This is a genomic window from Paenibacillus hodogayensis, from assembly GCF_039536325.1.
Classification (GTDB): domain Bacteria; phylum Bacillota; class Bacilli; order Paenibacillales; family NBRC-103111; genus Paenibacillus_AB; species Paenibacillus_AB hodogayensis.
Genome location: NZ_BAAAYO010000019.1, coordinates 18,240 through 31,574, shown reverse-complemented (window position 1 = coordinate 31,574; position 13,335 = coordinate 18,240). Strand labels below are relative to the sequence as shown.

Sequence of the window (13,335 nt, the reverse complement as noted above, 5' to 3'; positions counted from 1 at the left end):
CTCCAGCGCCAATGGTACTTGGACCGCAGGGTCCTGGGAGAGTAGGACGTCGCCAAGCGATAATAAAAAGCCCGATCTGTGAAAGATGCAGATCGGGCTTTTTTGTTATGCCCGATGCAAACGAATGCCATCGTAGGAGGAGCGAAGCGATGCGCAACCTGGAGTCGATGGGCGGAGAGGCTGGCGGCGAACAGCGCGCCGGCCTCACGGAGGAAGTATTTTTGCTCGATTTTAGGACATTGACGGTGGAGGGTTATCCGTTTATGATGTATTTGGGATGTAAAAAACATGTATCTGACAGGTGGTTATCATATGATTCATTTGATTTGGAACGAACGTCAGGCGGACGAACAGTGGAGCCGGGGAGAGGACGTTTATGCGTCTTATTGGCCGGAAATCCTTAAGCAAGCCGGCATGGCTTATCGGAGATGGTCGCCGGAAGCGTGGCTGGAGAGCCGTCCCCAAGGCATAACGATCGTAGCTGGACTCGATCAGGAAGAAGCATGGAACGACGTTATGCGGGCGTATTGCGAAAGCGGTAACGCCGTGCTGGCGATAGGCGACACCTATGGGCTGGACGACGTGCTCGGCGCGGACCGGCAACGCTCGATCGAGGAAGGCTGGATCGGCTGGGGAGAGTCGTCGCTCGCCGACGGGCTGCGCAGCTCGTTTCACTTTTTCGGGGCGACGCTTGTGAATCCAGCCGAGGGCACGGCTTCTTATGGCGCGATGACGTTGCCGGACGGAAACGATACGGCGCATCCGGTCGTTACGGTAAAAACGTATAGCCGCGGCGCCGCATCTCTTCTCGCTATTGATCTGGCCCGCACCTTCTGCTTGATCCAGCAGGGCGTGCCGGTAGTGAAGGACGGCGAACCGGCTCCCGACGGGACCGGTGGTATCGACGATGGCGTTCTCAAAGCCGACGACGGTATCTTGCTGAACTGGGAGCGCGACCGCGGCGCGGTGGATGGCGGGGCGCCGTTCTATATCGACCCGCTCGTAGACGAGTTTCGGATTTTATTCGTTAGGCTTATCCACCGATTGACTGAAGCGATTTCCCGGACGTTCGCGCAGACATGGTTTTGGCCCGAAGGAATCGAAGCGATCGGCCATATTTCGCACGATACGGACGGCAGCTCGCCGGAGGCGGCGGAATTGTTGCTGGGCGCACTCGCCGAGTCCGGCGTCCGTTCGAGCTGGTGCGTCATCATGCCAGGGTACCCAGAACGTATTTACCGGCGAATTGCCGCCGAGGGCCACGAGCTTGCGCTTCATTACAACGCGCTGGAGTCCGACGGCTTCCGCTGGGACGAGACGCTGTTCCGGGAGCAGCTCGACATGCTGAAGGGGCAATTGTCCGCGATTGGCGAGTCGCTCCCCATCCGGACGAACAAAAACCATTATTTGCGCTGGGAAGGCGGAGCGGACTTGTACCATTGGTGCGAGCGGACCGGCATCGTCATGGAGCAGAGCAAAGGAGGCACGAAGCAAGGAAACAAAGGGTTTTTGATGGGCACTTGCCATCCGTACGTGCCGATGGCCGAAGCCGGCGAGCGCAACCGGCTGATGAGCGTGTACAGCAATCCGACGCTGGCTTGGGATCCGCCGGCCCCGTTGCGCTGCACGATGCCGGAGGCGAAGGCGCTTGTCGACCGCAGCAAGGACGTTTACGGCGTAGCCCACTTTTTGTATCATCCGGCATCGTTTCTGCTCGTTAAAGGTGTGCATGCCGCTTTCGTCGAGCTGGTCAAGTATGCGAAGGACAACGGGTTCGTCTGGTGGACGGCGCTGGAGCTTTACGAATGGCTGGAGTTGCGGCGGACGGTCGACGCATACGTGGAAGACGACTGTTTGCGCATCGTCGCCGGCCGCGCTTGTTCCGGGTTGACCGTGCTGCTGGGAGCGGATGCGGTCGTGCCTGCGGGCGAAGCCGGAGCGGCAGTTCGCAGCGCATGTGCGGTAATCCGGTACGGCATCCCGCTGCAGCAGTGGATACTGGACGTCCCGCAAGGAGAAACTCGAATTTCGCTGCGCGGAGCTATATAAAACGGTTAACATCCAGTATTTGAAAAAAATATCTAACAGGAGGCCATCCCTTTTGGGATGGAACGGAGTTGCCTATCTTTCGTTCAACTTCTATAAGTGCGTCCCTTTATTATGGAGGGGCGCTTTTTGCCGTTGGCGGTCGAAGGGTGCCGGTTCCATATGGTATAATGGGGAAAGGGACGAGTACGGCAAAACGGCGAACGAACGCCGCCGAATGACGCCGCTCCGTAAGTGCATCGAGCGAGTACGCCGAGGCCGACGCTTCAAGGAACTTGACCGCACTATTCGACATATGCCGCCAATTATGCGGGATTAGCCGGTCGTCGCGGATGGCGGTCAAGCGCGGGGACGGTCCCGATGTTCCGCTGCCGTTCGGGCGATCGGAACGTGCCCTTGCTGCGAGCGGCGCTTTAGTTGGGACGAAAGGCGGACGTTGCAAGCGAATGATCCTGTTTTATTCAGATAAATACGAACTTTTGAACATTATGGACACAAAAATGTTCGCCTTTCTAAGTTGACACGTTGATGTTAACATTGATAAACTAAGATAGTGATACAATACGGCCTAAACAATGATTACGTTCTCGTATAACCCCGGGGATACGGCCCGGAAGTCTCTACCCAAAAACCTTAAATTTTTGGACTACGAGCGAACAGAAAGCGGAATGGGACGCCCTATACGGCGGTCTGGCATTCCCTTTTTCGGTTCCGCGCAGCCATAAGCGGCCTTCAGCAGAAGCTTACGTCCAACAGGCAGACGCCGCACTCGAGCGTCGGTCCATGGACTTTTTTTCTTTTTTCATCCCACTACGATCAGGAAAGAGGGCTATGTATGACGGCAAAAGTAGGCGTTATTATGGGCAGCAGCTCCGATTGGCCGACGATGAAGCACGCTTGCGACATTTTGGACGAGTTGGGCGTCGTTTACGAGAAAAAAGTCGTATCCGCGCACCGTACGCCGGACCTGATGTTCGAATATGCGGTATCGGCTCGAGAACGAGGCTTGCAGGTTATTATCGCCGGCGCCGGCGGCGCTGCGCATTTGCCAGGCATGGTCGCCTCCAAGACGGAGCTGCCGGTCATCGGCGTACCGGTCAAATCGTCCAGCCTGAACGGCCTCGATTCCTTGCTGTCCATCGTCCAAATGCCTGGCGGCATCCCGGTGGCGACAGTGGCGATCGGCAATGCGGGAGCGACCAATGCGGGGCTGTTGGCCGCACAAATATTGGGGATTTCCGATCCCGAGCTGATGGATCGTTTCCTGGAGCGGCGCGAGCGGCTGAAGCTGCACGTGCTGGAGATGAGCGAGACGCTGGGAGTTGAAGAGTAATGAGCGGAAGACACGATCATGTAATCCGGCCAGGCAGCACGATCGGCGTGCTCGGAGGCGGACAGCTCGGCCGCATGCTGGCGCTAGCCGGCCGGGCGATGGGATACCGCTTTGCCACGCTCGATCCGACGCCGGACAGTCCGCTTGGCCAGATCGCCGACGAGCAGATCGTAGCGCCTTACCACGACGCGGAGGCGGCCCGCAAACTGGCGGAACGTTCCGATGTCATTACGTATGAGTTCGAGAACGTCGACGCCGGCGTGGCCGCCATGCTAATGAGCGAATCCTACGTGCCGCAGGGCAGCGAGCTGCTCTATACGACGCAGCACAGGCTGCGCGAGAAGCGGGCGATTGAGGCGGCTGGCGTCCAGGTTGCTCCTTACCGCGAAATTCGCAGCGTCGAAGACCTGCAAGACGGCGTGGCCGCCTTTGGCACCCCTTGCGTACTCAAGACGGCGACCGGCGGCTACGACGGCAAAGGCCAATGGGTCATCCGCTCGGTGGACGAAATTGCCGAGGCGTACGAGACGTTGGCCCGGGCCAAAACCGAGCTGGTGCTCGAACAGTTTATCCGCTTCGAGAAAGAGCTGTCGGTTATCGCGGCGCGCAGCCCGCGCGGAGAAGTCCAAGCGTTCCCGGTCTCGGAAAATATTCACGTCGATAATATTTTGCACTTGTCCATCGTGCCCGCGCGCATTTCCGTTGAAGTAAAGGAGCAGGCCGAGCGAGTGGCCGCCCGAATCGCGGAATCGCTCGGGGCGATCGGTCTGCTGGCGGTCGAGATGTTCCTGACGGCGGACGGCGAGCTGTTCGTCAACGAGCTGGCGCCCCGTCCGCACAACTCCGGCCACTATACGATGGATGCGTGCCGCACGTCGCAGTTCGAGCAGCACGTCCGCGCGGTATGCAACCTTCCGCTCGGCCCCGTCGAGCTGCTGACGCCGGTCGTCATGGCCAACATTCTCGGCGAGCATGTCGCTCCGCTGCTCGAATGGATGGAGGACGAGGCCGGCTTGCCGGAAGAAATAGCCGCCAAGGTGCATCTGTACGGCAAGCACGAGGCGAAGGCGAAGCGCAAGATGGGTCACGTCAACCTGTTGACGGACGATGTGGAGAAAGCCATCCGTTGGGTGGAGCAATCGCCGGTATGGAAAGCGTAGCCCGAGCGGCAGTTTACTACATGGTATAAACGATTAACCCCATAAAGAAGAACGATAACGGAGGTAACAGTTCACATGCTGCAACGGTATAGTCGGCCGGATATGGCCGCCATCTGGACGGAAGAGAACAAATTCAACGCTTGGCTGAAAGTCGAGATTCTTTCCTGTGAAGCCTGGTCCGAGCTCGGCGTTATTCCGAAGGAAGACGTTCAGGCGCTTTGGGACAAAGCTAGCTTCAACATCGACCGTATTTATGAAATCGAGCAGGAAACCCGCCACGACGTAATCGCCTTCACGCGCGCCGTCTCCGAGACGCTGGGCGCGGAACGCAAATGGGTGCATTACGGTCTGACCTCCACCGACGTCGTCGACACGGCGCTCGGCTATTTGCTGCGCCAAGCCAACGAGATTATCGAGAAGGATTTGCTGGCGTTCATCGACATTTTGCGGGACAAAGCGGTTCAGTACAAAAGCACTCCGATGATGGGGCGCACGCACGGCGTTCATGCGGAGCCTACGACGTTCGGCTTGAAGATGGCGCTGTGGCACGAAGAGATGAAGCGCAACCTGGAGCGTTTCCGCGCGGCCGCCGACGGCGTGCAGTTCGGTAAAATCTCAGGAGCGGTCGGCACGTACGCCAACGCCGATCCGTTCATCGAACAATACGTATGCGGCAAGCTCGGCACGAAGGCGGCTCCGATCTCGACCCAGACGCTGCAGCGCGACCGTCATGCCCATTACGTAGCGACCATCGGCTTGATCGGCACGTCACTCGACAAATTCGCTACGGAAATCCGCGCTTTGCAGAAGAGCGAGTTCCGCGAAGTCGAGGAGCCGTTCGCCAAAGGCCAGAAAGGCTCGTCGGCCATGCCGCACAAGCGCAACCCGATCGGCTGCGAAAGCATCTCCGGTCTGGCCCGCGTCATCCGCGGCCATATCGTATCGGCTTACGAGAACGTGCCGCTTTGGCACGAGCGCGACATTTCGCACTCGTCGGTCGAGCGGATCATTTTGCCGGATTCGACGATTCTGATCGACTACATGCTGAACCGTCTCGGCAATATTATCAAAAACTTGACGGTCTTCCCGGACAACATGCTGCGCAACATGAGAAGCACGTACGACGTACCGTTCTCCGGCCGCGTCATGACGAAGCTGATCGACAAGGGTCTGAGCCGCGAGCAGGCGTACGACACCGTTCAGCCGAAGGCGATGCAGGCATGGGAGGAGCAGCGCTCGTTCCGCGATATCGTCGAGAGCGACGCGGTTATCCGCGAGCAGTTGACGGCCGAGGAGATCGCCGATTGCTTCGATCCGAGCTGGCATCTGAAGCACGTCGATACGATTTTCGAGCGTCTCGGGCTGAACGAGTAGGCCGTTTGTAAGCGAAGCAACGCAACCATACCGGGCCGGCTTGTTCCTCTCAAGCCCGGTTCGGACCTGTCCAATTCAAAGGAGGCTTTTGCCTTGAGCGCAAAGACGGCTATCTCGACTGCTGCCGAATATGTGAATGCACCGTTGTTTTACAAAGGGAAAGTAAGGGAAATGTACGACCTGGGCGAGCATTTCCTGATGGTCGTCACCGACCGCATCTCCGCCTTCGATTACGTGCTGAGCCCGGCCGTGCCGGACAAAGGCAACGCCCTGAACCAGGTGAGTGCGTTCTGGTTCGGGCAAACGGCGGAGCTGATGCCGAATCATCTGGTCCACGCCGATCTGGAGAAGCTCCCGGCCGGTCTGGTCAACGACGCCGACGTCATGAAGCATCGCTTCATGGTAACGAAGAAGGCGCAGCGCGTCGATATCGAGTGCGTCGTGCGCGGCTATATTACCGGCGGCGGCTGGAGACAATACCAGAAAACGGGCGAAATTAACGGCATCAAGCTTCCGGAAGGCATGCGCAAAAACGAACAGTTCCCTCAGCCGATCTTCACGCCGGCGGCCAAAAACGACGTCGGGCATGACGAGGACATTTCGTTCGAGCGGATGGAGGAGCTGGTCGGCAAGGAGCTGGCTGCCGAGCTGCGCGACAAAAGCCTCAAGCTGTACGAATACGCTCATCAATACTGTGCCGAGCGCGGCATCGTGCTGGCCGATACGAAGTTTGAATTCGGCCTGATCGACGGCAAGGTAGTGTTGATCGACGAAATTTTCACCCCGGATTCCTCGCGCTTCTGGGCCAAAGAAAATTACGCGCTCGATATCGAGATCGACGGCATGGACAAGGAACCGGTGCGCACGTATTTGGCCAATTCCGGCTGGGACAAGAACAGCGAGCCCGATCCGCTGCCCGCGTCGGTCGTGGAAGAAACGTCGCGCCGTTACCGCGATATATTGAACCGCTTGACCGGCGGATAAACATCCGAACTTTTTTCGATCGATAATGAGGAGGAACTTTCCCATGTTCAAAGCAACCGTCTACGTCACGATCAAGCAAAACGTGCTTGACCCGCAAGGCAGCGCCGTCCAGGGCGCCCTTCACTCGATGGGCTTCGCGGAAGTCGGCAAAGTGCGCATCGGCAAATATATGGAGCTGGAACTCGATACGGACGACCGCTCGGAAGCGGAAACCCGCGTCAAGGCCATGTGCGAGAAGCTGCTCGCCAATACGGTTATCGAAGACTACCGGTTTGAGCTGAACTAATAAGGAGGGCAATCGACCCATGAAATTTGCGGTTCTCGTTTTTCCCGGATCGAACTGCGACATCGACTGTTTCAAGGCAGTCGAACAGACGATCGGCCAACCGGTCGAATACGTCTGGCATACGGCAACCGATCTGTCCCAATATGACGCTATTCTCGTGCCGGGCGGCTTCTCGTACGGCGACTACCTGCGCTGCGGCGCAATTTCCCGGTTCGCACCGGTCATGAACGAAGTGGTAAAGGCGGCGGAGCAGGGCAAGTTCGTGCTCGGCATCTGCAACGGGTTTCAAATTTTGCTGGAATCGGGCTTGCTCCCGGGCGCCATGCTGCGCAACCGGTCGCTCAAATTCCGCTGTCATCAGACGAAGCTGCGCGTGGACAACAACCAAAATCCGTTCACAACGCAATATGCGGCGGGCGAAGTGATCGATATTCCGATCGCGCACGGCGAAGGCAACTACTACTGCGACGATGCGACGTTGGCCGAGTTGAAGGCGAACGGCCAGATCGTATTCCGCTATGAAGGCGACAACCCGAACGGCTCGGTGGACGATATCGCGGGAATCAGCAACAAGCAGGGCAACGTCGTCGGCATGATGCCGCACCCGGAGCGGGCGGTCGACCAATTGCTCGGCTCGGAGGACGGCAAACGGATGTTTACGTCGATTTTGAACGCATGGAGGGAAAAACATGGCGCAGCAGTTGTCCGTTAAGGAACCGACGGCGGAACAAATCGCGGAACAAAAAATTTACAAGCAGATGGGCGTCACCGACAGCGAATTCGATCTCATCTGCGGCTTTCTCGGACGGAAGCCGAATTATGTGGAGATCGGCGTATTCAGCGTCATGTGGTCCGAGCATTGCTCGTACAAAAACTCCAAGCCGATCCTCAAGCGGTTCCCGATCACCGGACCTCGCGTCCTGATGGGACCGGGCGAAGGCGCGGGCATCGTCGACATCGGCGATAATCAAGCCGTCGTATTCAAGATCGAAAGCCATAACCACCCGTCGGCTATCGAGCCTTACCAAGGCGCGGCGACCGGCGTCGGCGGCATTATCCGCGACATTTTCTCGATGGGCGCCCGTCCGGTAGCACTGCTCAATTCGCTCCGGTTCGGCTCTCTGCATAACGACCGGGTCAAATATTTGTTCGAGCACGTCGTCTCCGGCATCGCCGGCTACGGCAACTGCATCGGCATTCCGACCGTTGCGGGCGAAGTCATGTTCGACGAAAGCTACGAGGGCAACCCGCTCGTCAACGCGATGTGCGTAGGCCTCATCGATCACGATAAAATTCAAAAAGGCGTCGCCCAAGGCGTCGGCAACCCGGTATTCTACGTCGGTCCGGCCACTGGCCGCGACGGTATTCACGGAGCGACGTTCGCCTCCGAGGAACTGACGGCGGAATCGGAAGCGAAGCGTCCTGCGGTTCAAGTCGGCGACCCGTTCATGGAGAAGCTGGTGCTGGAAGCGACGCTCGAGCTGATCGATTCCGGTATCGTTGTCGGGATTCAGGATATGGGCGCGGCGGGACTTACTTGTTCCAGCTCGGAGATGGCCAGCAAAGCCGGCAACGGCATGGAGCTGTACCTCGACGAGGTGCCGCAGCGCGAGGAAGGCATGACGCCTTACGAGATGATGCTGTCCGAATCGCAAGAGCGGATGCTGTTCGTCGTCAAGCCGGAGCACGAGGCGCAGGCCAAAGCGATATTCGAGCGTTGGGGCCTGATCTGCGCGAAGGTCGGCAAAGTAACCGACGACGGCAACCTGAAGCTGTTCCACAAGGGCGAGCTGGTCGGCGTGCTGCCGGTTAAGGCGCTCGTCGACGAGTGCCCGGTGTATAACAAGCCGTCGCAAGTTCCGGCCTATTACGAGCAGCAGGCTTCGGTCGACACGACCCGCTATGCGGAAGTAACGGATTTGACGGATGCGTTGAAACAAGTTCTGGCTTCGCCGACCGTGGCGAGCAAGGAATGGGTATATAATCAGTACGACTACATGGTTCGCACGAGCACCTACGTCCGCCCGGGTTCGGATGCGGGAGTCGTCGGCGTCCCCGGCACGCGCAAGGCGCTGGCCATGACGACGGACTGCAACGGGCGTTACGTCTACCTCGATCCCGAAGTCGGCGGCGCGATTGCCGTGGCGGAAGCGGCGCGCAATATCGTCTGCACGGGCGCGGAGCCGCTGGCGATTACGGACAACCTGAACTTCGGCAACCCGGAAAAGCCGGAGATCTTCTGGCAGCTGGAGAAAGCCGCGGACGGCATGTCCGAAGCTTGCCGCAAGCTGAACGCTCCGGTTATCGGAGGCAACGTTAGCCTGTATAACGAGAATTCCAAAGGCGCCATCTACCCGACGCCGGTTATCGGGATGGTCGGCCTCATCCACGATCTCGATCATATTACGACGCAAGGGTTCAAGAAGGAAGGCGACGTCATCTTCCTGCTCGGCGAAACGAAGGCGGAGCTGGGCGGCAGCGAGTTCCAGAAGGTGCTGCATGGCGCAACCGAAGGACGTCCGCCGCAGATCGATCTCGACACCGAGAAGACATTGCTCGATACGGTCCTCGGCGCCATTCAGCAAGGTTTGGTCGCATCCGCGCACGACTTGTCCGAGGGCGGACTTGCCGCAGCGCTTGCCGAATCGTGCATCAGCGGCCGCATCGGCGCCAAGATCGGCCTGCAAACTGCACTGCGCGCCGACTTCGAGCTGTTCAGCGAGAGCCAGTCGCGCATCCTGCTCAGCGCATCGCAGGAGAAGGCTGCCGAGCTGGAAGCATGGATCGCCCAACGCGGCGTGCCGGTTCGGAACATCGGAACGGTGCAAGGGGAAGAGTTGCAAATCGAAGTGAACGCAAAACCAGCCATCCAGTCGCCTGTCGCTCACCTAGAAAAGGTTTGGAAGGATGCGATCCCATGTTTGATGCAATAAAGTACCCTGCCGGTACGCTTTGGACCGGGGACTTTTACAATGAAGGCATCAATCGCGAAAACTTGTTCGATAAATTGAAGGAAGAATGCGGGGTTTTCGGGGTGTATGGACACCCCGAAGCTTCCCATTTGTGCTATTACGGCTTGCACGCGCTGCAGCACCGCGGTCAGGAAAGCGGCGGCATCTGCACGTCGGACGGCAGCCAGTTTCATTACCACCGCGGGATGGGGCTCGTCAAGGAAGTGTTCGACAACGACCGGCTTGCCACGCTTCAAGGGCAATTTGCGATCTCCCACGTGCGTTATTCGACGGCCGGGGAAAGCAAGCTGGCCAACGCCCAACCGCTCGTGTTCAAATACCGCGAGGGCGATTTGGCCGTCGCGACGAACGGCAACATCGTCAACGCTCCGGAAATCCGCAAGCGGTTGGAACGGCAAGGCTCGATCTTCCAGACCTCGAGCGATACCGAGGTTGTCGCCCATCTGATCGCCCGCTCGCAGCACGACGACATCGTGGAGGCGGTTCGCGAGGCGCTTGCCGAGCTGAACGGGGCGTACGCCTTCCTGTTCATGACGAACGGCAAGCTGATCGCGGCACGCGACCCGCACGGTCTTCGTCCTTTTGTGCTTGGCAAGCTCGGCGAGGCGTGGATTTTCGCTTCGGAGACGTGCGCGTTCGACGCCGTTGGCGCCGAGTACGTCCGCGACATCGAGCCGGGCGAGCTGCTTGTGCTCGATCCGGACGGGATGCGGGAGGATCGGTTCTCGCCGTCGCTCAAGCGGGCCGTCTGCGCGATGGAATACATTTATTTTTCCCGCCCGGACAGCGATATCGATGCGGTCAACGTGCACAGCGCGCGCAAGCGGATGGGCCGCCGGCTGGCGATGGAATCGTTCGTCGACGCGGACATCGTTACGGGGGTTCCGGATTCGAGCATCTCCGCGGCAATCGGCTACGCCGAGCAGACGGGCATTCCGTACGAGCTCGGGCTCATTAAAAACCGCTATACGGGCCGGACGTTTATTCAGCCGAGCCAGGAGCTGCGCGAGCAGGGCGTGAAGATGAAGCTGAGCGCCGTTCGCAAGGTCGTGGAAGGCAAGCGCGTCGTCATGATCGACGATTCGATCGTACGCGGCACGACGTCGCTGCGCATCGTCAATCTGCTGCGCGAGGCCGGGGCGAAGGAAGTGCATGTGCGGATCAGCTCGCCGCCGTTCAAAAACCCTTGCTTTTACGGCATCGATACGCCGGACCGCAAGGAACTGATCGCCTCGCAGAAATCGATTGAGGAAATTCGCCTTGCGATCAACGCGGATTCTTTGCATTTTTTGAGCAAGGACGGCTTGATCGACTCGATCGGGCGTCTGTCGGACGAAGCGCATGGCGGCCATTGCACGGCTTGCTTCGACAACATTTACCCGACGCAGGTGCCGGACGACGAGGCAGCTGCGGCAGCCGCTTCCTGCGCCTGCGATTGATCAGGTACAAAGTCGGACCTATCCGGCTCTGACGTTTGTACAGTAGGTTACCTACCATTTTTCAAGGAGTGAACGAATTTGTCGGAAGCTTATAAGCAAGCGGGAGTGGACATCGCGGCGGGCAACGAAGCGGTCGTTCGGATGAAAAAGCATGTGCAGAAGACGTTCCGTCCGGAGGTGCTTACCGAGCTTGGCGGTTTTGGCGCCCTGTTCGCCCTGAACAAGGACAAGTACGACGAGCCGGTGCTCGTGTCCGGGACGGACGGAGTCGGCACGAAGCTGAAGATCGCCTTCGCCATGGATAAGCATGACACGATCGGCATCGACGCGGTCGCGATGTGCGTCAACGATATCGTCGTGCAGGGTGCGGAGCCGCTCTTCTTCCTCGACTATCTGGCTTGCGACAAAGTCGTACCGGAGAAGATCGAAGCGATCGTCAAAGGCATCGCCGACGGCTGTTTGCAGTCCGGCTGCTCGCTGATCGGCGGGGAGACGGCGGAAATGCCGGGGATGTACGGAACGGGCGAATACGATATCGGCGGCTTTACGGTCGGCATCGTGGACAAGAAAAAAATTATTGACGGCCGTTCGATCGCCCCGGGCGATGCGGTCATCGGGCTGGCTTCGAGCGGCGTGCATTCGAACGGGTTCTCGCTCGTACGCAAGCTGCTGCTTCAGGACAAAGGGTACAGCCTGCAGGACGAAGTGCCGGAGCTGGGCGGCAAGCTGGGCGATACGCTGCTTGCGCCGACCAAGATTTACGTCAAGCCGGTTCTTGCGATGCTCGAACAAGTGAATATTAAAGGAATGGCGCACATTACGGGCGGCGGCTTCCTCGAGAACATTCCGCGCGTGCTGCCGCAAGGCGTGAACGTCCGCATCGAATACGGCTCCTGGCCGATTCTGCCGATCTTCCAGCTGCTGCAAGAAGCAGGCTCCGTCTCCAACAACGACATGTTCCGCACGTTCAATATGGGCATCGGTATGGTGATCGTCGTACCGGCGGAGCAAGCGGAGTTGGCGATCCAAGTAGCGCAAGCGAACGGGGAACAGGCGTATTTGCTCGGAACCGTTACCGAAGGCGAGCAGGTCGTGACGTTCAGCGGAGCGGATGTGTGATGGCGTCATTTCGCATTGCGGTCTTCGCCTCGGGAAGCGGCTCGAACTTTCAGGCGATCGTGGACGCGGTGCAAGCCGGGAAGCTCGATGTCGAAGTCGGGCTTCTCGTCTGCGACAGGCCGAATGCCAAAGTCGTGGAGCGGGCTTCGGCGGCGGGAGTCGATACTTTCGCCTTCCGCCCGAAGGATTACGCCTCGAAGGCCGAATATGAAACGGAGATCGTCCGCAGGCTGCAGGAGCGCGGCATCGAACTGATCGTGCTGGCCGGTTATATGCGCATCATCTCGGACACGCTGCTGGTCCCTTACGCGGGACGGATCGTCAATATCCATCCTTCGCTGCTCCCCTCGTTTCCGGGCTTGGATGCGATCGGACAGGCGTTGGCGCACCGGGTCCAAGTGACCGGCGTAACCGTTCACTACGTGGACGGGGGTATGGATACCGGACCGATCATCGCCCAGCGCGCCGTCGAGGTGGAGGAGGACGATACGTCCGATTCGCTTGGCGCGAAAATCCACCCGGTCGAGCATGAGCTGTATCCGGCGGTTATTCGGCTGATCCGCGACGGCAGCGTACGGTTGAGCGAGGACGGGCTGCGCGTCGTGCGCGGCCGGAGCTGAGA

At 59.0% G+C, this 13,335-nt stretch carries 11 protein-coding genes and 1 riboswitch; all 11 genes read left to right on the top strand.

Translation table 11 applies throughout. The features are described 5' to 3' along the window. The first annotated feature begins 312 nt into the window (after positions 1-312). A complete protein-coding gene (locus ABD796_RS32400; protein ID WP_344916333.1) occupies positions 313-2,049 on the top strand; it encodes a polysaccharide deacetylase family protein in 1,737 nt (578 codons plus the stop codon). A 564-nt stretch (positions 2,050-2,613) separates the two neighbouring features. Beyond that, positions 2,614-2,715, top strand: a riboswitch (purine riboswitch). A gap of 166 nt (positions 2,716-2,881) precedes the next feature. Beyond that, positions 2,882-3,379, top strand: coding sequence for a 5-(carboxyamino)imidazole ribonucleotide mutase (gene purE, locus ABD796_RS32395; RefSeq protein WP_344916332.1), 498 nt, complete (start codon positions 2,882-2,884; stop codon positions 3,377-3,379). Then, positions 3,379-4,539: a 5-(carboxyamino)imidazole ribonucleotide synthase gene (gene purK, locus ABD796_RS32390; protein WP_344916330.1), complete on the top strand. Its 1,161-nt coding sequence runs from the start codon at positions 3,379-3,381 to the stop codon at positions 4,537-4,539. The genes purE and purK overlap by 1 nt, the downstream gene beginning before the upstream one ends. 75 nt (positions 4,540-4,614) lie before the next feature. Continuing rightward, on the top strand, positions 4,615-5,913 hold the full coding sequence (purB, locus tag ABD796_RS32385) for an adenylosuccinate lyase (RefSeq protein WP_344916328.1): 1,299 nt from the start codon (positions 4,615-4,617) through the stop codon (positions 5,911-5,913). 93 nt (positions 5,914-6,006) lie between these two features. Continuing rightward, entirely contained in the window at positions 6,007-6,897 is an 891-nt protein-coding gene (locus ABD796_RS32380; protein ID WP_344916326.1) for a phosphoribosylaminoimidazolesuccinocarboxamide synthase, read from the top strand. Positions 6,898-6,940: 43 nt separating this feature from the next. Then, entirely contained in the window at positions 6,941-7,183 is a 243-nt protein-coding gene (gene purS, locus ABD796_RS32375) for a phosphoribosylformylglycinamidine synthase subunit PurS (RefSeq protein WP_344916324.1), read from the top strand. Between the two features lie 19 nt (positions 7,184-7,202). Continuing rightward, entirely contained in the window at positions 7,203-7,895 is a 693-nt protein-coding gene (gene purQ, locus ABD796_RS32370; RefSeq protein ID WP_344916322.1) for a phosphoribosylformylglycinamidine synthase subunit PurQ, read from the top strand. Then, positions 7,873-10,116 carry a phosphoribosylformylglycinamidine synthase subunit PurL gene (purL, locus tag ABD796_RS32365; protein ID WP_344916320.1) on the top strand — a complete coding sequence of 748 codons (2,244 nt, stop codon included), beginning with the start codon at positions 7,873-7,875 and terminating at the stop codon, positions 10,114-10,116. Before purQ ends, purL begins: the two co-directional genes overlap by 23 nt. Then, complete coding sequence (purF, locus tag ABD796_RS32360) at positions 10,101-11,594, top strand: amidophosphoribosyltransferase (RefSeq protein ID WP_344916318.1); 1,494 nt, start codon at positions 10,101-10,103, stop codon at positions 11,592-11,594. Before purL ends, purF begins: the two co-directional genes overlap by 16 nt. Before the next feature lie 78 nt (positions 11,595-11,672). Then, on the top strand, positions 11,673-12,713 hold the full coding sequence (gene purM, locus ABD796_RS32355; RefSeq protein ID WP_344916317.1) for a phosphoribosylformylglycinamidine cyclo-ligase: 1,041 nt from the start codon (positions 11,673-11,675) through the stop codon (positions 12,711-12,713). Beyond that, a complete protein-coding gene (gene purN, locus ABD796_RS32350) occupies positions 12,713-13,333 on the top strand; it encodes a phosphoribosylglycinamide formyltransferase (protein WP_344916315.1) in 621 nt (206 codons plus the stop codon). Before purM ends, purN begins: the two co-directional genes overlap by 1 nt. The last annotated feature ends 2 nt before the right edge of the window (positions 13,334-13,335 follow it).